18 protein-coding genes are annotated in these 17,666 nt (G+C 73.4%); 9 read left to right on the forward strand and 9 right to left on the reverse strand.

All coding sequences use genetic code 11. The annotated features are described in order from the left end of the window. Window positions 1-9 precede the first annotated feature (9 nt). Window positions 10-993 (reverse strand): DUF523 and DUF1722 domain-containing protein, encoded by a 984-nt coding sequence (locus ACFVNO_RS00300; RefSeq protein ID WP_355267666.1) that lies wholly within the window; start codon window positions 991-993, stop codon window positions 10-12. 98 nt (window positions 994-1,091) lie between these two features. On the opposite strand from ACFVNO_RS00300, the gene ACFVNO_RS00305 reads away from it, so the two are divergent. Further along, window positions 1,092-2,390 (forward strand): deoxyribodipyrimidine photo-lyase, encoded by a 1,299-nt coding sequence (locus ACFVNO_RS00305; RefSeq protein WP_355267663.1) that lies wholly within the window; start codon window positions 1,092-1,094, stop codon window positions 2,388-2,390. Between the two features lie 10 nt (window positions 2,391-2,400). Here ACFVNO_RS00305 and ACFVNO_RS00310 read toward each other — a convergent pair whose 3' ends face one another. Beyond that, the gene (locus ACFVNO_RS00310) at window positions 2,401-2,823 is read right to left on the reverse strand and encodes a VOC family protein (RefSeq protein ID WP_378888036.1); all 423 of its coding nucleotides are present in this window, start codon (window positions 2,821-2,823) and stop codon (window positions 2,401-2,403) included. Window positions 2,824-2,905: 82 nt separating this feature from the next. After that, a complete protein-coding gene (locus ACFVNO_RS00315; protein WP_355267657.1) occupies window positions 2,906-3,436 on the reverse strand; it encodes an O-acetyl-ADP-ribose deacetylase in 531 nt (176 codons plus the stop codon). 245 nt (window positions 3,437-3,681) lie between these two features. On the opposite strand from ACFVNO_RS00315, the gene ACFVNO_RS00320 reads away from it, so the two are divergent. From ACFVNO_RS00320 to ACFVNO_RS00330, 3 genes are all read left to right on the forward strand, one after another. Next, window positions 3,682-4,044, forward strand: a complete 363-nt coding sequence (locus tag ACFVNO_RS00320; protein WP_220564598.1) for a BlaI/MecI/CopY family transcriptional regulator — start codon at window positions 3,682-3,684, stop codon at window positions 4,042-4,044. Between the two features lie 5 nt (window positions 4,045-4,049). Continuing rightward, a complete protein-coding gene (locus ACFVNO_RS00325; RefSeq protein WP_355267439.1) occupies window positions 4,050-4,994 on the forward strand; it encodes a M56 family metallopeptidase in 945 nt (314 codons plus the stop codon). Between the two features lie 151 nt (window positions 4,995-5,145). Further along, window positions 5,146-5,436 (forward strand): DUF2516 family protein, encoded by a 291-nt coding sequence (locus ACFVNO_RS00330; RefSeq protein ID WP_220565485.1) that lies wholly within the window; start codon window positions 5,146-5,148, stop codon window positions 5,434-5,436. On the opposite strand, the gene ACFVNO_RS00335 is transcribed toward ACFVNO_RS00330, so the two are convergent. The 3 genes from ACFVNO_RS00335 to ACFVNO_RS00345 form a co-directional block, all read right to left on the reverse strand. Further along, window positions 5,421-7,844, reverse strand: a complete 2,424-nt coding sequence (locus tag ACFVNO_RS00335) for a hypothetical protein (protein WP_378888041.1) — start codon at window positions 7,842-7,844, stop codon at window positions 5,421-5,423. The genes ACFVNO_RS00330 and ACFVNO_RS00335 overlap by 16 nt on opposite strands. A 108-nt stretch (window positions 7,845-7,952) precedes the next feature. Beyond that, window positions 7,953-8,936: a neutral zinc metallopeptidase gene (locus ACFVNO_RS00340; protein ID WP_355267433.1), complete on the reverse strand. Its 984-nt coding sequence runs from the start codon at window positions 8,934-8,936 to the stop codon at window positions 7,953-7,955. A 55-nt stretch (window positions 8,937-8,991) separates the two neighbouring features. After that, window positions 8,992-9,861: a neutral zinc metallopeptidase gene (locus ACFVNO_RS00345; protein ID WP_378889151.1), complete on the reverse strand. Its 870-nt coding sequence runs from the start codon at window positions 9,859-9,861 to the stop codon at window positions 8,992-8,994. 159 nt (window positions 9,862-10,020) lie between these two features. Between ACFVNO_RS00345 and ACFVNO_RS00350 the strand changes: the two genes are divergently transcribed. Both ACFVNO_RS00350 and dtd read left to right on the forward strand, forming a co-directional pair. After that, window positions 10,021-11,871: a DUF2207 domain-containing protein gene (locus tag ACFVNO_RS00350; protein ID WP_378888044.1), complete on the forward strand. Its 1,851-nt coding sequence runs from the start codon at window positions 10,021-10,023 to the stop codon at window positions 11,869-11,871. A gap of 22 nt (window positions 11,872-11,893) precedes the next feature. Next, window positions 11,894-12,319, forward strand: a complete 426-nt coding sequence (gene dtd / locus ACFVNO_RS00355; protein ID WP_220564601.1) for a D-aminoacyl-tRNA deacylase — start codon at window positions 11,894-11,896, stop codon at window positions 12,317-12,319. Between the two features lie 15 nt (window positions 12,320-12,334). Here dtd and ACFVNO_RS00360 read toward each other — a convergent pair whose 3' ends face one another. The 3 genes from ACFVNO_RS00360 to ACFVNO_RS00370 all read right to left on the reverse strand — a co-directional run bounded on the left by ACFVNO_RS00360 (window position 12,335) and on the right by ACFVNO_RS00370 (window position 15,341). Then, a complete protein-coding gene (locus ACFVNO_RS00360) occupies window positions 12,335-13,150 on the reverse strand; it encodes an SAM-dependent methyltransferase (protein WP_378888048.1) in 816 nt (271 codons plus the stop codon). A gap of 296 nt (window positions 13,151-13,446) precedes the next feature. After that, window positions 13,447-14,151, reverse strand: a complete 705-nt coding sequence (locus tag ACFVNO_RS00365) for a response regulator transcription factor (protein ID WP_220564603.1) — start codon at window positions 14,149-14,151, stop codon at window positions 13,447-13,449. Continuing rightward, the gene (locus ACFVNO_RS00370) at window positions 14,148-15,341 is read right to left on the reverse strand and encodes a cell wall metabolism sensor histidine kinase WalK (protein ID WP_255647007.1); all 1,194 of its coding nucleotides are present in this window, start codon (window positions 15,339-15,341) and stop codon (window positions 14,148-14,150) included. Before ACFVNO_RS00370 ends, ACFVNO_RS00365 begins: the two co-directional genes overlap by 4 nt. A gap of 124 nt (window positions 15,342-15,465) precedes the next feature. Between ACFVNO_RS00370 and phoU the strand changes: the two genes are divergently transcribed. The 3 genes from phoU (at window position 15,466) to ispF (ending at window position 17,459) form a co-directional block, all read left to right on the forward strand. Continuing rightward, on the forward strand, window positions 15,466-16,128 hold the full coding sequence (phoU, locus tag ACFVNO_RS00375; protein WP_220564604.1) for a phosphate signaling complex protein PhoU: 663 nt from the start codon (window positions 15,466-15,468) through the stop codon (window positions 16,126-16,128). A gap of 342 nt (window positions 16,129-16,470) precedes the next feature. Beyond that, entirely contained in the window at window positions 16,471-16,953 is a 483-nt protein-coding gene (locus ACFVNO_RS00380) for a CarD family transcriptional regulator (RefSeq protein ID WP_026129182.1), read from the forward strand. Window positions 16,954-16,979: 26 nt separating this feature from the next. After that, on the forward strand, window positions 16,980-17,459 hold the full coding sequence (gene ispF, locus ACFVNO_RS00385; protein ID WP_220564605.1) for a 2-C-methyl-D-erythritol 2,4-cyclodiphosphate synthase: 480 nt from the start codon (window positions 16,980-16,982) through the stop codon (window positions 17,457-17,459). The last annotated feature ends 207 nt before the right edge of the window (window positions 17,460-17,666 follow it).

Genomic DNA, 17,666 nt, shown 5'->3' on the forward strand with positions numbered 1-17,666 from the left:
ACGGTGGTGTCACACCGTCAGCGCGTGCCGCAGCCGCAGGTCCTCCGGGTAGGGGCGCAGGTAGGTCTGCACGCGCAGCCACTCCGGCCCGTCCGCCTCGCCGTGGTGGCGCAGCAGCGCCACCGGCAGGCTGAGCGGGGCCCGTTCCTCCCGGTAGTCCTCGATCGCAGCGAGCAGGTCGTGCCTGCGCGCGTCGTCCAGGCCGTCGCTGATCATCCCGAACGCGTGCTGGAGCGCGTTGGCGTGCCTGCCGCGGCTCACCCGCACCGAGAGCGCCCGGTTGAACGCCTCCGTGTAGTCGCGCCGCGTCGCCTCCGGGTCGGCGCTCCCGGCCCCGGCCACGATCCGCCCCGTCTCCCGGTACCCCTCGGGGGAGTGGGCCATCAGCTGGAGCTTGTGCCGCGTCTGGAAGGCCACCAGGTCGCGGGGCCGCCAGCCGGACTCCCACAGCGTGCGCAGCCGTGCGTGCGCGAAGACCCTCTCCACGAACGCCTCGCGCAGCGCCGGGTCCGAGAGCCTCCCCTGCTCCTCCACCGGCAGGTCGGGCAGCAGCTCGGTGAGCCGGGCCGCGAAGGCCCCCCGCCCCTTGCCGTCCACCCGCTGCTTCTCCTCGTTGAACACCGGAAGGCCCAGCAGTCCGCAGCTGGGCGACTTGTTCTTGAGGACGTACCCGTCCAGGCCGCGCAGCTCCTCCAGCCGCGCGTCGGCGATGCCCGCCAGCTCGTCGGTGCGGTCCGAGCCGTCTCCGCTGGAGATCACCCGGTCCCCGCCGTCGCGGCGCTGGAGGTGCAGGGTGGGCCGCGGGGTGCCCAGGCCGATCTCGGCCTCCGGGCACACCTCGGTCCACTCCACGTAACGGTCGAGTTCATCGGTGAGGAAGCGGTACCGCGAGTGGCCGCCGTTGTACCGAACGGGAACGCCCAGCAGGCAGCTCGACGCCCCGATCCGGGGCCTGACCCCGGCCTTCTCCGCTTCGGGAGTGACAGTGTCCATGTACTTCCCCTGCCCGTTTCCGCGGCGGACCGTCACCGGTCGCCGACCTGTGCACTCACTGTCTCATTCGTTCGCGGAGAGTGAGAGGATGGTGTGTCATGGAACACGCCGTCGTCCTGTTCACGCAGGACCTGCGCCTGCACGACCACCCCGCCCTGACCGCCGCCCTGCGCGACGGCCGGCGCGTGCTCCCGGTGTTCGTGCTCGACCCCGTGCTCCTGGGCCGCTCGGCCCGCAACCGGGTCCGTGCCCTGCCCGGCATCCTCCGCGGGCTGCGCGGGGACCTGCGCGCCCGCGGCGGCGACCTGGTCGTGCGGCGCGGCGACACCGCCGCGGAGGTCGCGGCCCTGGCGGCGGAGGCGGGGGCCCGGACCGTCCACCTCACCGAGGGTGTCTCCCGGGCCGCCGCCCAACGCGAGGAGCGGCTGCGCGCCGCCGGGCTGCACGTGGTCTCCCACCCGGGCCTGACCGTGGTGCCGCCCGGGGACGTCACCCCGGCCGGAGGCGACCACTACAAGGTGTTCACGCCCTACCTGCGCGCCTGGGAGGCCCACCCGTGGCGGGCGGTCCTCCCGGCCCCGGGGGCCGTGCCGGTTCCCGGCGGGGTGGACCCCGGGGAGATCCCCGCCCGCCTGGACGAGGGGCGCGGAGAGGCCGCCGAACGGCCGATCACCCTGGGGGAGGAGGCCGCCCGGCGGCGGCTGCGCGCCTGGCTCGACGGCGGCCTGGCGCACTACGCGCAACGGCACGACGACCTGCCCGCCGGGGCGACCTCGCACCTGTCCGCCGACCTGCGCATGGGCTGCCTCTCGGCGCTGGAGGCGGCGACGCTCGCCCGGGACGAGCCGGGCGGCGCCGAGTTCGTCCGCCAGCTCGCCTGGCGCGACTTCCACCACCAGGTCACCGCGGCCTTCCCCGACATCGCCGTGCGCGACTACCGGCCCCGCGGCACCCGGTGGCGCGACGACCCCGCGGCGCTCGAGGCGTGGAAGGAGGGCCGCACCGGGGTGCCCATCGTGGACGCGGGGATGCGCCAGCTGCTGAGCGAGGGGTTCATGCACAACCGCACCCGCATGATCACCGCAGCGTTCCTCACCCGCACCCTGGGGATCCACTGGCGGGCCGGGGCCGGGCACTTCGCCGACCACCTGCTGGACGGGGACGTCGCGAACAACCACGGCAACTGGCAGTGGGTGGCCGGCACCGGCAACGACACCCGGCCGAACAGGGCGTTCAACCCCCTGCGCCAGGCGCGGCGGTTCGACCCGGAGGGCGTGTACGTGCGCCGGTACGTGCCCGAGCTGGCCGGCCTGCCCGGCCGCGCCGCGCACACCCCGTGGGACTCGCCGCGCCCGGGCGCCGACTACCCGCCGCCCATCGCCTCCCCGGGGTCCTGAGCCCCGGGGGTCACTGGACGCAGAACTCGTTTCCCTCGACGTCCAGCATCACCACGTGGTGCGTCCCCGGCTCCCGGACCGTGCGCACCACCGTCGCGCCCAGCCCCACCAGGCGCTCGACCTCGGCATCGAGCCGCTCGGGGCCCGCGTTGACGTCGATGTGCCAGCGGTTCTTGACGGTCTTGGGCTCGGGCACCTGCTGGAACAGCAGGCGGCGGCCGCTGGGCCGGTCGCGCACGGCGGCCGCGGTGACCCACGCCCGCCGGCCGCCGACCAGGGTGGTGTGCTCGTCCGGTTCGATGACCCCGTCGGCGGCCAGCCGCTCGATGAGGTCCTGGTGGTCCTCCACCTCGTAGCCCAGCGCCGCCGACCAGAAGGCGGCCATCCGGTGCGGTTCGGCGCAGTCAACGGTGAGCTGCCAGTCGTGTGCCATGTTCGCCCTCCTCCGGTGCGGGTCCCCGCCACCTTCCTACCGCGCGGCGGCGACGATCGGGCCGCCGCGCGCCGGGCCGCGCTCAGGAGGGGTCGAAGGCGTCCCGGAAGGCCGCGAGCGCCGCGTCGTCGAACAGTACGACCCGGATCAGCGGCACCCGCACCGGAGCGGTGTGCAGCGCCTCGGCGGTGATCCGGGCGGCGTCCTCCATCGGCCACCGGTACACCCCGGTGGAGATCGCCGGGAAGGCCACCGATTCGGCGCCCAGCCCGGCGGCCACCCGCAGGGATTCGGTGTAGCACGAGGCCAGCAGGGCGGAGCGGTCCTCGGTGGCGCTGTACACCGGGCCGACGGTGTGGATCACCCAGCGGGCGGGCAGCAGCCCGGCGGTGGTCGCCACCGCCCGCCCGACGGGCAGGCCGCCGCCGTACCGGGAGGCCCGCAGCGCCCGGCACTCCTCCAGGATCGCCTTGCCGCCCTTGCGGTGGACGGCCCCGTCCACCCCGCCGCCGCCCAGCAGGGAACTGTTGGCGGCGTTGACGATCGCGTCCACCCGCTGCTCGGTGATGTCGCCCTTGACGACGGTGATCCGGCTGCGCTCCTGGGTGCCCATGGCCCTCGTTCCCCCGGTTCCGGGACGGTCCTGTGCGGGACGGCAGTATCGCACCCCGCGGCGGCCGCGGGGCGGCCCGGAGGCGAATCGCCTCACAGATCCCTCAGGTCACGTCGGCGCCGAAGGGCGGAATAGGGACGTCGTCCTCCTCGTTCCGGGGACGGAGAACCCTTGCCCTGCGGGACATCACGATTTAACGTGGGGGTACGACAGTGCGTAGTACGACCGCAAGTAGACTCGAGGGCATGAATCGGCTCGGCGAACTTGAACGTGCAGTGATGGATGTACTGTGGGCACGAGATGAACCAATGACGGTTCGTGAGGTCGGTCGAGAGCTCGCCGAACGGGATCTCGCTCACACGACCGTCATGACCGTGCTCGACCGACTGGCCAAGAAGAAGGTCGTCTCCCGGGCACGCGAAGGTCGCGCGTGGCGGTACCGCCCGGCAGCCAGCCGGGAGGCCTACGTGTCCGAGCTGATGTTCGACGCTCTCGGGCAGACCGGTGATCGTGACGCGGCCCTGGCCGCCTTCGTCCAGTCGATGGACGGCAAGGAGGCGGACGCGCTCCGGCGCGCACTCGCGGAAATCGATCAGCCAAGGAACTAGTCCGTATGGTCAGTGCCGCCCTCCTCTCACTCGTCGCGGTCGGCTGCCTCGTCGCCATGGCGCTCCTGCACCGGGCGAAGTGGCCCTCGCGCGGGCCCTACACGGCCGTGATCACCTGGCAGGCACTCGGCCTCGCCTGGGGCGTGTCCACCATCGGGGCGCTCCTGGCCTTCGGACTCTCCTCGTACCGGCTCGGCGCCGCGGGCGGCCTGCTCGCCCTGGCCACCGACATCGTCACCGGGCGCCTGGTCCTCGCCGAACTCGCCCAGGGCGTCCAGGGCGTGCTGCACCTGCTGGCCGTCGTGCTCGCCGCCGTCCTCACCCTGGTGCTCTTCTACGGCCTGGTCTCCTCCTTCGTACACGTGGTGCGGGTTCGCCGACGCCACCACGACCTGCTCGAACTCGTGGCCCGCGACCACCCGGACGTCCCCGGCGCACGGGTCATCGAGCACCCGGCCGCCGCCGCGTACTGTCTTCCGGGCGTGCTCCGCTCCCAGGTCGTGATCAGCGAGGGCGCCCTCGCCGTACTCGACAACCGCGAGCTGGCGGCCGTCCTGGCCCACGAGCACGCCCACCTCCGCGAGCGCCACGACCTGGTGCTGCTGCCGTTCTCCTCCCTCAAGCGCGCCTTCCCGCGGGTGCGGCTGGTGCGCACCTACTACGAGACCGTCGCCCTGCTCATCGAGATGTGCGCCGACGACCAGGCCCGCCGCACCAGCTCGTCCCGCGAGCTGGCCATGGCGCTGCTGCGCTTCGGCGCCGCCGGGCCCGCCCCGGTGCCCGCCGGGGCCATGGCCGCGGTCAAGGAGGCCGAGCCCGGGGTGGTGCGCCGGGTCAACCGCCTGCTGCGGCCCGACGACGAGCTCTCCTACCACGCGGGCGCCGTCATCATGGGCGCCTCGGCCTTCCTGCTGGCCTCGGTCACCTGCCTGTGGCACATCACCATCTGAGCGGCCCTGCGGACGGCGCCTCCCCGGCGCCGGTGTGACCTTCCCCGGGCGGGGCCGCCTCCGGGCACGATTCGCGCCTCCGGGCCGTTTACCGTGGAGGACGGGCGGACCCGCCGTTCCTCACGAGCGTCGTCGGGAGTGTGTTGTGGCAATGATCTGGTACGTCATCTACCTGGTCACCTTCGTGGCCAGCCTGTACGCCCTGATCGAGGCACTCCGGACACCGGCCGCGGCTTTCGAGATCATGGACAAGCAGACCAAGAAGCTCTGGGTCACCCTCACCGGCGTCGCCACCGGCCTCTCCGCGCTGGCGGTGTTCTTCAACGTCTCGCTCTTCATCCTGCTGTGCCTGGTCGCCACCCTCATCTTCCTGCTCGACGTGCGCCCCGCCGTCAAGGGCGTGGGCGGCGGCCGCAACGAGGGCCCCTACGGCCCCTGGTAGGCCTTCTCCAGCTCCGTGAGCATCCGGCGCAGCGCCTGGGAGTAGGCCGGGTCGTCCGTGTAGCAGGAGTGGCCCAGGATCTCCGGGCGCCGGGCCTCTCCCGGCAGCGCGTCGTAGGAGCGGGGGTCGGGCAGCGGCCGCTCCGGCTCCACCACCGCGGTCTCCGTCCCCGAGCGCATCCGCACCGGTCCCGCGATGGCGTCGGTGGTCCGCCACAGGTTGCGCCACCCCGCCACCCGGCCGTTCAGGTCCGCGAACGGCTCCGGCCCGAAGAACGCGGGGAAGTACCGCGCGTACAGCCGGTCCAGCGGCGAGCCGTGCGTGATCAGCGCGACCCGGCCCAGGCAGTCGTCCGGCAGCTGCCACACCGTGGCCGCCGCCAGCACCGACCCCTGCGAGTGGCCCGACAGCACCACCGCGGTGCCCTCGCGGGCCATCCGCGCCACCCGCGCCACCAGCTGCGGCACCGCCCGCTCGGCGTAGGACGGCGGGGCCAGCGGGTGCGCCACCCGCGGCCAGAACGTGCCCACGTCCCACACGGCGCCCACCGCCTGCCGGGTCGGCCTGTCCCGGTAGGCGCTGCGGCCGATCCACACCAGGGCGACCAGCGCCGCCCCGCCCAGCAGCGACCCGGCGCCGATGAGCACCGACACCGCCCCCTGGGCGACCACCCGCACCCGCCCGGCCACGGCCGCCGCGGCGGGCTCGGGGCCGCCGGGGGTCAGGTGCCCGGACAGGATCGAGTACAGCACCAGGGCGCCCAGCGCCACAGCCGGGAGCAGCAGCGCCACCAGCACCCCGGGCACCGCCTCGGTCATCCGCCCCAGGGCCCGCGCCCGGGCGATGTCCCAGGTCCGCCGGTCGCGCACGCTGCGCTCGTAGTCCTCGGTGACCGAGGCCACGTGCGCGCGGGTGTCCCGCCGCAGCCGCACCGCGAGCACCGCCGCCGCGGCCACCGCCAGCACCGCCTCCAGCGCGATCGCCAGCTGAAGCCAGGAGTACACGGTGGGCGTCTCCATCGGCAGGCAGTCCGCCCCGGGGGTGGACAGCGCCCGGCAGCCGCTCAGCCACTGCGCGCCCTGGTACACCACCGCGGCCGAGAACGCCCCGCCGGTCAGCGCGCCCAGCGCCGCCGTGGCCGGCCCGGCCATCCCGCGCATCGCCGCCCCCCGGTGCGCCCGGGCGGAGGCGTACAGCACCACCGCGGCCGCCAGGGTCAGCAGCACCAGCGCCACCTGGACGGTGAACAGGGCGTTGAGCACCGCCGCATGCCCGGGCAGCCGCCCCTGGGCGGACCACCCCGGGCGCGGCCACAGCACGTACACCGCGGTCGCGGCGAGCAGCACCAGGGTGGCGTCGCGCAGCAGCCTGCACAGGCGGTCGGCCCGTGCGTTCCACCGCGGGTCCACCCCGGGGACGAGCACACTGGCCGCGCTCACCAGCGCGACCGCCCCCAGCGCCCCGACCAGCACCGCGCCCCAGGCGCGGGCCTGGCCGCCGGCCGCGTCGTACAGCAGAGCGGGCACCGACACCAGCAGCGCCAGCACGCCCAGCGACACCGCGATGTGCGCCGACCGCAGCCGCGCCATGATCTCGCTGTTGCGCCACAGGTCGGGGTGGCTCAGCGGGGCCCCGGGATCGTACACGGGCGGCGCCGGGGCGGAGACCACCTCGTAGTCGGCCGCGGTGCGCCGCGACAGCCGCCACAGCACCGCCACCACCGCCAGCGGGACCAGCGAGCCCACCGCCAGGGCCGGACCGGTCGCCGACAGCACCGAGTCGGGCGACGCCCAGAAGGACAGCCACGGCCGCGCCCGCGCGCACTCCTCGCCCAGCCCGGCGGCGCACTGCCACCCGAGCAGGTCCACGCCGATCCCGGCGGCGGCCACCGTGATGAGCACGGTCAGGGACAGCGCCAGCAGCCGCATCCCGGCCCCGTACACGTTGTCGGCGACCCGCGCCACCCCGCGCAGGTTGCGGGTCGCCCGCCCCGGGCGCATCCAGTACGCCACGTTGACCAGCATGAACGGCAACAGCAGCAGCCAGAAGGCGCGGGAGGAGCTGCCCGAGGTGAGGTTGCCCCAGGCGAAGATCTCCCGCCGCACCCCGGGCACGGTCTCGGTGTCCGCGCCCCGGCGCCAGCGGAAGAACCCGGCGAGCCGGTCGCCGCCCACCCGCATGGCGGGCTCGACGTCCAGCAGTTCCTCGGCCTGGCCGCCGCTGACCCCGTGCACGCGCAGCTCCACCCGCCCGCGGACGGGCCCGGAGGCGGGTCCGCCGCCGGGGTCCGCGCCGGGATCGGTCGCGGGCGGCGGCTCCGCAGCGGCGGGGGAGCCGGGAGGCGGGGGGACGGGAGGGGCGGCGGGGAGGGGGTCGAGGGATCGGAGGGGCTCGACGTGATCCGTCATGCCAGCATCCTGCCACGCTCCGTGGCCGCGTGACAGCGCCTCCGCCCGTCCTGTGGACGACCAGGTCCGCCGCCGCCCTCCGGCGGTGCGCGGCCGCCCCGGCCGGCGTCAGTCGACCAGGGAGAGGTCGTCCACGGCCCAGGTGTTGCAGGCGCCCGGGGTCTGCTCCTCCCAGCCGGTGAGCATCCAGTGCACGCTGTTCTCCGCCGAGCCGTGCGTGCGCTCGCTCTCCGGGCCGCCCTCCCGGTCGGCGGTGGCCTCCGCGTCCGTGAGCAGGGTGTCCAGGTCGTCGTCGGTCAGCGGGTAGCCCACCCGTACCGAGCCCAGGAACGCCCCGGCCAGGCAGTTCGCCTGCAGCTCGCCGCGCCGCGTCCAGCCGTTGCGCGCCGCGTGGCCCCGTTCCAGGTCCCGCTGCTCGTGGTAGTACTCCAGCAGCCCCGACTCGCCCTGGACGTGGTGCCCGTACTCGTGGGCCAGCAGCGAGGCGTACACGACGCCGTTGCGCGCCCCGTTCCACTTGTCCACCACGTCGGCGACCCCGATGTAGATGCTCGCGCTCGCCCGGCAGTAGAACGCCCCCGCCTGCGACGGGTAGCTGCGGCAGGGGCTCACCCCCGGCTCGTCCCAGAACACCCGGCGCGGCGGCGTGAACGGGATGCCCGCCCGCGCGAACTGGGTCTCCCAGGCGTCGTCCAGGCAGTCCGCGACGGAGTGCAGGAACGCCTCCATCGACTCGGGCTCGTCCACGTCCAGCTCCGGGGCCGGACACGGGCGCGGGCTCAGCCGCCCCGTGCCGTACAGCGGGTTGGCCACCAGCGCCGCGTGCCCCGCGGGCCGGTCCGGCACCTCCGCCGCGCCCGGCAGCGGCCCCGAGCGGCCGCCCCCCGAGGGCTGCCACCCGCTCCCGCCGTCGGAGACGGACGGGGCACCGGACGCGTCCGCCGCGCCCCCGCCGCCGGTCTCCTCGACGGTCGTCCACGACAGCAGGGTGAGCGCCAGCAGGGCCACCAGCAGACCGGTGACCATCGTGAACACACGGCGGTCGGTGCGCCGCGCCCGCTCCGCCGCGGCCGCCTCACCCGAATCCGGCACCGCCGACCGTCCCGTCCTCACCGCGCCGACCGGACCGGTCCGCGCTCCGCCACCGTCACCGCACCAGCTCCTCGGGGGCGTCCCACGTGTTGCACGCCCCCGGGTCCACCCGGTCCATACCGTGCGCGGTCCACAGCCGGCCGTTCTCCCCGCTGCCGTGCGTGTGCCCCAGGCCCCGGTCCGAGCGCCGGACGACGTCGTCGAGGATATTCTCCCGGCCCCGCGGACCGAATCCCAGGTGGTCCTCGGCCGCCCCGAAGAACACCCCGCCCAGGCAGTTGGCCTGGAGCTCGTTGCGGCGGGTCAGCTCGTCGGCCTCGGCCCGCGGCACCCCCGCCCGGGCCGAGTGGAACTCCGCAAGGATCCGCGACTGCCCCTGCACGTGGTGCCCGTACTCGTGGCTGATGACGAACGTGTACGCCTCCGGGCGGTCGCTGCCCGCCGACGCCTCCACGATGTCCTCCACCCCCAGGTAGAGGCCCCGGTTGGCCTGGCAGTAGAACGCCGCCGTGTTCCCCGACGGGAACGCCCCGCAGGGGCTGTGCCCCTCGGTGTACCAGTACACCCGGTTGGGCGCGGTGAACTCCATCCCGGCGTCCGCGAAGTAGGAGCCCCAGGCCCGGTCCAGGCAGTCCGCCAGGGTGTGCACGAAGCCCTCCACCGACTCCGGGTCCTCCTCGTCCAGCGCGGGGGTCTCGCAGGTGACCTCGCCCAGCTCCCCGGCCAGGTAGAGCGGGTTGTCGGTGAGCGTCGACGCCCCCGTGGACGGGCCCGCGTCGTCGGCCTCGGCCGTCACGTCCCCCAGGGCCGCCGGGTGCGACCAGGCGGTGTCCGCGCCCGGCAGCATCGCGGAGATGGCCAGGAACCCGGTCAGGGCGACCGCCGCCAGCCCGGTGCCCAGGGTGAGCGACACCCCGATCCCCATCCGCTGGAAGAACCCGGGCCGCTCCGACCAGTCCCCGACCGGGGGTCCGCCCCTCACCGGCCGGACCCTCCCGCTCTCCTCCCCCGCCGGTGCGCGGGGTCCGTGCGCGGACCGCCCGGGGACGTCGCGGGCCGGGGGGACCGGATAGGCTCTCGCATCATGTGGTGGGTCGGCTCCTGGCGCCAGGCCGTCGCGGCTGCGGCGGCCCTGTTCGTGTTCTCCTCGTTGCCGGCGGCGCCCGCCGCGGGGGCGGTGGACGCGGCCCGCGCCGCGACGGTGGCGACACCGGCCACCACAGTACCGGCCGCCGGTGCGAGCGTCACCGGGCCCCGGAGCGCCGACGACCCCCTGATCACCAACACCGTGGAGCTCGAACTGGACGCGCTGGGCGTCCTGCACGCCGAGGAGACCATCGCCTTCGAGGGCGGGGCCCCCGACGTGTTCGTGCGCGGCCTCACCGAGACGATGCTCTACGACACCGAGCACGACCGCCGCTTCGAGGTCAACGGGGTGAAGGTCGCCGGCCCCGACGGGCGGGCGCTCGACGCCGTGGTGGAGCACCGCGACGGCGCGCTCGTGGTGGAGATCCCCACCCGCGGCCTGGACGAGGTCGTCCTCACCTACCGGGTCGGCGGGACCGTCAGCAGGGTGTCCCAGGGCGTGCAGATGGAATGGCGCGCCATCGGCGCCTACAGCCACACCGTCGACGCCACCGACGTCACCGTCACCGCCCCGCTGCCGCCCGAGGCGCTGTCCTGCCTGGCCGGAGAGCCGCGCAGCGCCATGTACTGCACCGCCTCCGACATGGGGCCCGAGTCCGCGGTCGCGCACTTCCTCCAGGCCGACATGGAGCCCGCCGACCGCCTGGACATCGTCGTCAACTACCCGCCCGGCACCGCCGAGGGCGAGCCCATCCTCACCCGCCGCTGGTCGCTGGCCTCGGCCTTCAAGGTCACACCCGCCACCGCGAGCGTGTTCGGGGTGCTGCTGGTCGTCCTGGTCGGCGGCCTGGCCGTGCTCGTCCGGGTCCGCGGCCGCGACGAGCGCGCCCTGCGCAGGGAGGCCGCGGCGGGCGACCACGCCCCCCTCACGGAGGAGGACGGCCGGGTGCGGTTCGCCCCGCCCGACGACGTCCACCCCGGCCAGATCGGCACGCTGATCGACGAGCGGGTGGACATCGCCGACCTCACCGCCACCGTCCTGGACCTGGCCGTGCGCGGCTACATCCGCCTGGAGGAGCAGCCGCACGAGCACTTCACCTCCGTGGACTGGCGGCTCGTCCGCCTGGACGGCCCGCCCGGCGAGACCCTGCTGGCCTCGGAGTGGCTGCTGCTGGACGCCCTGTTCGGCGACCGCCCCACGGTGAAGCTGTCCCAGCTCGGCTCGCCCCGCGCCTCCGCCGACTTCCCGGCGCGCATCGACCGGGTCCGCGAGGAGCTGTACCGCGACATGGTGCGGCTCAAGTGGTTCGTCCGCTCGCCCAGCCGGGTGCGCACCCTGTGGAGCACCGCCGGGATGGCGGTCACCGCGATCGGCGTGGTCCTCACCGTGGTGCTGGCGGTGTTCACCACCGCCGCCTTCACCGGCCTGGCGGTGGTCATCGCCGGCGCCGCCATCACGGCCGGGGCCCAGTACATGCCCGCCAAGACCAGGCTGGGCAGCTCGGTGTACGCCCACACCATGGGCTTCCGGAGGTACCTGCTCAGCCCGCGCGCCCAGACGGCCCCTCCCGGCCAGCGCGTCGAGCTCTACTCGCGCTACCTGCCCTACGCCGTCATCTTCGACGACGTCGACCGCTGGTCGCACATCCTGGCCGAGGCGGCGCTGAGCGACCTCACCCCGGAGGAGCTGACCGGCGACGGCCTGGCCTGGTACACCGGGCCGCGCGAGTGGCGGATCGAGGACTTCTCGGACTCCATCAGCGCGTTCGTGGTGTCCCTGACCGGCATCATCACCAACACCCGCAGGATGCGGGTGCTCAACCAGCTCCAGCGTTCCGAACGCCGGTAGGAGAGAAGAGGGGGAGCGGCCCATGCGCTCGGTCGTGCAGCGGGTGTCGCACGCGTCGGTGACGGTGGACGGCGAGGTGGTCGGGGAGATCACCTCGCCCGGCCTGATGGCCCTGGTGGGGGTGACCCACACCGACACGGAGGCCGAGGCCGCCAAACTCGCCCGCAAACTGTGGACGCTGCGCATCCTGGAGGACGAGCGGTCGTGCTCCGACATCGACGCGCCGCTGCTGGTCGTCAGCCAGTTCACCCTCTACGGCGACGCCCGCAAGGGCCGCCGCCCCACCTGGCAGGCGGCGGCGCCCGGCCCGGTGGCCGAGCCCCTGGTGGACGCGGTGGTCAAGGAGCTGCGCGAACTGGGCGCCACGGTCGCCACCGGGGTGTTCGGGGCCCGGATGTCGGTCGGCCTGACCAACGAGGGCCCCTTCACCGTCCTCCTGGAGGTCTGACCCCCGCGGGCCCCGTCACACGGCCTCGCAGTGCACCAGCACCGAACGGGGCGCCACCGAGGACCCGGACTCCGCCGGCGGGGTCGTGTCCAGCTCCTCGACGACGCGCAGGCCGGACCGCTCCAGCTCCGCGCGCAGCTCCTCCGCGTCGGTGTAGGTGACCGTCTCGCTGGACAGGAACCGGCGGGTCGCCCCCTCGGCGTCGATGATCTCGGAGTACATGTTGGTGATCTGGGTCCCCTCCTCCGGGGTCTGGAACACCGACAGCACGGTGAAGGCGCTGCCGTCCTCCCCCGGGAACGGGAACGTGTGGTAGGCCGGGTCGCCGGCCTTCTCCGGGGCCGGGAAGTGGTCGAACAGCAGCGTCCCGCCCGGGCGCAGGTACGAGCGCGCCGCCTCCAGCAGCGCCCGGCGGCCGGAGGCGTCGAAGGTGTTGACGGACAGCCCGCCGATGAGGACCGCGTCGAAGGGCTCCCCGGGTTCCAGCGCGGTGGCGTCCGCCGCCTCGAAGACGACCTCGCCGGGGGCGTCGGCGGCCAGCGGCCGCCACATCTCCTCGGCCTGGGCGATCATGTCCGCCGACAGGTCCACGGCCGTGACGGTGTGCCCCTCGGCGGCCAGGGCCCGGGCGAACCGGCCCATCCCGCAGCACAGGTCCAGGACGCGCAGCGGACCCGACCCCAGCCGCGCCCGCACCAGGTCCAGGTCGGCGGTGTTGGCCTCGGCCAGGCTCCCGTAGATGTAGCCGTGGAAGCCCTCGTAGATGGGGATCACCTCGGTGCCGGGCAGGTCCAGGCTGTGCACGGCGGCGGTCATACCGATGAAGGTCATGGGGCGGGACGCCTTTCTGCGCGGGTCCGGTGCTGGCCCGGGAGGCGCCCTCGATCCGGACGCCCCCCGTGCTCGGATCCTGGGCGAACCGCCTTTCCGGCGGTTATCCGCGGCTTATCCCGTGCTCCCGCCCCCGGCGGCGCCCGCGCGGCCGGCACCCGCCCGGCCCCGGGAACGGGCACGTCCCGGCCACCGGGCGGGAGGCCCGGAACCGGGACGCGAGGGGGCGGTGGTCCCCGGGAGGGGGACGGTCGGTCCGGAGAGGGGCGCAGGCCCCCCGGAGAGAGGGACGGGGATCAGACGTCGGCGGTGACCGGCTCGAACTTGTAGCCCAGCCCGCGCACGGTGACGATGTACTTGGGGCTGCCGGGGTCGTCCTCGATCTTGGCGCGCAGCCGCTTGACGTGCACGTCGAGGGTCTTGGTGTCGCCGACGTAGTCGGCGCCCCACACGCGGTCGATGAGCTGCATCCGGGTCAGCACCCGGCCCGCGTTGCGCAGCAGCACCTCCAGGAGCTCGAACTCCTTGAGGGGCAGCTGCACGTTGTCGCCGCGCACGGTCACCACGTGGCGGTCCACGTCCATCCGGACCGGCCCCGCCTCCAGCGCCGTGGGCAGCCCGGGCTCGTCGATGACCTCCCCGCCGCGGCGGCGCAGCACCGCGCGGATGCGGGCCACCAGCTCACGGGAGGAGAAGGGCTTGGTCACGTAGTCGTCGGCGCCCAGCTCCAGACCGACGACCTTGTCGATCTCGGAGTCCTTGGCGGTCAGCATGATCACCGGGACGCTGGACTTCTGCCGCAGGCTCCGGCACACCTCGGTGCCCGACAGGCCCGGCAGCATCAGGTCCAGCAGGACCAGGTCGGCGCCGGTGCGGTCGAAGGTCTCCAGGGCCACGGTCCCGGTGGGCGCCACGGCGACCTCGAAGCCCTCCTTGCGCAACATGTAGGACAGGGCGTCGCTGTAGGACTCCTCGTCCTCGACCACGAGTACACGAGTCACTGTGCCGCCTCCTGACGGTCGGTGTTCCGGGCGGCGTCCAGCCCCCGGTCGTCGGGTCTGGGCAGACGCAGAGTGAACGTCGACCCGGACCCCTCCTTGCTCCACACGGTCACTTCTCCACGATGGTGGGTCATGATGTGCTTGACGATCGCCAGGCCCAGTCCGGTACCTCCGGTGGCCCGGCTCCGAGCGGCGTCCACACGGTAGAACCGCTCGAAGATCCTTTCGAGGTCCTGCTGGGGGATGCCGATCCCCTGGTCGGCGACGCTGATGTCCACGGTGGAACGCGTCAGCGCGACCGAGACGGCGACCCGGGTGTTCTTGGGGCTGTAGGAGACGGCGTTCGCGATCAGGTTGCGCAGCGCCGTGCCCAGCAGCCCCTCGTCGCCCAGGACGGTGATGCCCTCGGCCCCGCTGCCCACCAGCTCGATGCCCTTGGCGTCGGCGGGCATGCGCACCGCGTCCAGGGCCTCCTCCACCACGCCGCCCAGGTCCACCCGGGTGGGCTCGGCCATCGGCTCGGCGCCCTGGATGCGCGAGAGCGTGATGAGGTCCTGGATGAGCGCGGTCAGCCGCGACGCCTCCGTCTGCATGCGGTCGGTGAACCGGCGCACGGCCTCGGGGTCGTCGCTCGCGTCCTGTACGGTTTCGGCCAAGAGCGACAACGCACCGACCGGCGTTTTGAGTTCGTGGGAGATGTTCGCCACGAAATCGCGGCGCACCGCCTCCACCCTCCGGTGCTCGGTCTGGTCCTCGGCCAGCACCAGCACCAGCCCGGTGCCGCCCAGCGGCGCCACCCGCACGGCGAAGGACGTCGCGTCGGGGCCGAACTTGCGCACGGCCACCTCGATCTCGGTCTCCCGGATGACGCCGTCGCGCCGCACCCGGCGGGCGAGCGAGAGGAGCTCGTCGATGACCAGCTCCTCGCCCCGGACGATGCCGAAGGCCCTGGCGGCCGAGGAGGCGCGCAGGACCCGGTCGGCGGAGTCCAGGACCACGGCGGAGGAAGGGAGGGCGGAGAGGACCTCGGCGATGCCCGGCGGCAGTGTGGTGCCGTCGTTCCGCTGCGGGACGGGCGCCGGTCGCTCGGTGGCCCCGGCACGGAAGAACGAGCCCGCCAGAACGCCCACGACGACGCCCGCGACGAGTCCGATGATGCCGGTCAGAGCGGCGAGAAGTTCCCCTTGCACGTTTCGATCGTAAACGTGCGGACTGGACCTTTACCCGGTCAGGGCCTGTGTCATGGCCTAGGTTCTTCCAGCGTTCACCGACTCTTGGCCGACTCTTCAGAAAACCACTGGGAGCATTGACACCATGCGCGATACGTACCACGAGGACCTCGACAGCCTGAGCGAGCGCCTCATCGAGATGACCCGCCTGGCCAGGCACGCCATCGCCCGGGCCACCACGGCACTGCTGGACAGTGACCTGGACGCGGCCCAGGAGGTCATCTCCGGTGACGAGAGGATCAACCGACTCGACCAGGAGGTCGAGGAGACCGCGTTCAGTCTGATGGCCCGGCAGCAGCCGGTCGCGTCGGACCTGAGGACGATCATCACCTCGCTGTACATGCGCGGAGACCTGGAGCGGATGGGCGACCACGCCGTCCACCTGGCCAAGATCGCCCGCCGCCGGCACCCCGACTCGGCGATCCCCGAGCCGGTCCGCTCCATCGTCCTGGAGATGGGCCACCAGGCGGAGATGCTGGTGACCAAGGCCGGGGAGGTCATCCGGCACCGCGACCCCGACACCGCGCTGGAGCTGGACGAGGACGACGACCGGATGGACCGGCTGCGCCGCAAGCTCCTCCAGCGCATCCTCACCCCCGGCTGGGAGTACGGGGTGGAGGCCACCATGGACGTCACCCTGGTGGGGCGGTTCTACGAGCGTTTCGGTGACCACGCGGTGCACGTTGCGGACAACCTCGTCTACATGGTGACGGGGGAGCGGCGGGAGGACTACGAGCCGGAGAGCTGACCGGGTGCGCGCCGCCCGCGGGAGCCGTCCGCCGGAGGGCGGTCCCGGGGCCGGCCCCGGAGGGCGCGCACGGCCCCCGGGATGGTGATACGAATCTCTTCCGGGGCGCTCCGGCGGTGTTCGCGACCGTGTCCGCCGACCCCCGCGCGAGCGGCGCCGATCCCTTCCGCTAAAGGGCCGCGGGCCCTCCCGGACCTGCGCGGATCGGCCTCTCTTGACCGGTCGGGTAGACTTTGTCAAGCCCTAAAAAGTGGTGCTTGACCTGCGTGTTCGCAAACCTAATAGGTACGTTAAGTCACAGATTCATGGTATCCTTGTGGTAGCGGAAGGGGTACCTGTCACATGGCTTTCAAGGTCGGCGACACTGTTGTCTACCCCCATCATGGGGCTGCTCGTATTGAAGCGATCGAGACTCGCACCATTAAGGGCGAGGACAGAACCTACCTCGTTCTGAGGGTCGACAAGGGCGATCTGACGGTGCGTGTGCCGGCCGCGAACGCCGAGGACGTCGGCGTTCGCGACGTGGTGGGGCAGGAGGGCCTGGACAAGGTCTTCGAGGTGCTCCGGGCACCGCACACCGAAGAGCCCACCAACTGGTCGAGGCGCTACAAGGCCAACCTGGAGAAGCTCGCCTCCGGCGACGTCAACAAGGTCGCCGAGGTCGTGCGCGACCTGTGGCGGCGCGACAAGGAGCGCGGTCTCTCCGCCGGTGAGAAGCGGATGCTCGCCAAGGCGCGCCAGATTCTCGTCAGCGAGCTGGCCCTCGCGGAAAAGACCAACGAGGACAAGGCGGAAGCCCTCCTCGACGAGGTTCTCACGAACTGAAGCACGGTCGCGGAATCGCATAATTCATGACGAAAATTCCTCGGGTGGGCGTCGGCACCGACGTCCATCCGTTTTCTCCTGGACGGACCCTTTTTCTGGCCGGTTTGGAATGGCCGGGAGAGGAAGGCGTCAGCGGTCATTCCGATGGCGATGTCGCCGCGCACGCCGCGTGCGACGCATTGTTCTCGGCGTGCGGCCTGGGCGACCTGGGGTCCAACTTCGGCACCGCCGAGCCGCGGTGGAGGGGCGCCTCGGGCGCCGCTCTGCTCACCGAGACGGTCGCCCGCGTGCGCGCGGCGGGGTTCGAGGTCGGCAACATCGCGGTGCAGATCATCAGCAACCGGCCCAAGTTCGCGCCCCGGCGCGCGGAGGCCGAGAAAACGCTCACGGAGATCGTCGGGGCACCGGTGACGGTGTCGGCCACCACCACCGACGGTCTGGGCCTCACCGGGCGCGGCGAGGGCATCGCGGCCATCGCCACCGCCCTGTGCGTCCCCGTGGACTGACACCTGCCGGACACATCGACGCCCCGCGGCCCCGGCCGCGGGGCGTTCGCCGTTTCCGGGGCCGCCGACGAGCGGCTCCCGAGGGGCGCACCGGGCGCGTGGCGGCCGCCGGTCAGGCCGCTCCGGCCGCCCGGCCCGCGGTGCCGGAGCCCGGGCGGAGCGCGGCGCTCACGGCGCCGGCCGCCGCCCGGCCGCGAGCGCCGAGGC

It is taken from the genome of Nocardiopsis sp. NPDC057823 (assembly GCF_042797335.1).
GTDB lineage: Bacteria > Actinomycetota > Actinomycetes > Streptosporangiales > Streptosporangiaceae > Nocardiopsis > Nocardiopsis changdeensis.